Annotated in this window: 1 protein-coding gene; it reads left to right on the top strand. The window is 67.2% G+C overall.

Annotation, left to right across the window (positions count from 1 at the left end):
• On the top strand, nucleotides 1-1133 hold a 1133-nt coding region (locus tag ACFV20_RS37090; RefSeq protein WP_385665563.1), incomplete at both ends, for an alpha-amylase family glycosyl hydrolase.

The following is a 1133-nucleotide window of genomic DNA, read 5'->3' on the forward strand; positions in this document are numbered from 1 at the left end:
CTTCCAGGCAGCCCTCGCCGCACCCGAAAACTCCCCCGCCCGGGACATCTTCATCTTCCGCAACGGCACCGGCGAACACGGCGAAAACCCGCCGAACAACTGGCAGTCCCACTTCGGCGGACCCGCCTGGACCCGCGTCCGGAACCCCGACGGCACCCCCGGCCAGTGGTACCTGCACCTCTTCGACTCCTCCCAACCGGACTTCAACTGGGACAACCCCGCCGTCCACGACGAATTCGAACGCATCCTGCGCTTCTGGCTCGACCGCGGCGTCGGCGGCTTCCGCGTCGACGTCGCGCACGCCCTGATCAAAAAAAGCGGACTCCCGGACTGGGGCGGACGCGCCGACGGCGCTTCCTCCGAAGGCTTCCCCGGCGAAGCAGCCCCCATGTTCGGCCAAGCCGGCATCCACGACATCTACCGCTCCTGGCGGAAGATCCTCGACGAATACGACGGCGACCGCGTGCTCTGCGCCGAAGCGAACGTTGATCCGCTGGACCGGCTCACCGACTGGGTCCGCTCCGACGAAATGCACCAAACCTTCAACTTCGCCTACCTCCACCACCCCTGGGACCCGAACGAACTGCGCCGCATCATCACCACCAGCCTCGAAGCCTTCGACAAGGTCGGCGCCCCCACCACCTGGGTCCTCTCCAACCACGACGTCGTCCGCCACGTATCCCGCCTGGGTCTCAAGGGCAATGAGCTGCGCCTCGGAGACGGTATTGGCCCCGACGATGCGCAGCCGGATCACGCCGTCGGCCTGGCCCGGGCGCGTGCCGCAACGCTGCTGATGCTGGCCCTTCCCGGCGGCGTCTACCTCTACCAGGGCGAAGAACTAGGACTGCCGGACCACACATTGATCCAGGAAGAGTTCCGACAGGACCCAACCTTCCATCGAAGCAAGGGCCTGCGGATTGGCCGGGACGGATCCAGGGTGCCGCTGCCCTGGCGGGCGGACGCGCCGTCGTACGGGTTCAGCAGCACCGGCAAGTCCTGGCTGCCCCAGCCGGATGTGTGGGGAGCCAACGCGCGTGATGTCCAGCAACGCAATCCCGACTCAACCCTGAACCTCTACCGGGATGCACTCGCGCTGCGCCGGGAACTGGGCCTGGGCCACGGGTCCTTGGCCT

It is taken from the genome of Streptomyces sp. NPDC059696 (assembly GCF_042733745.1).
Lineage (GTDB): Bacteria > Actinomycetota > Actinomycetes > Streptomycetales > Streptomycetaceae > Streptomyces.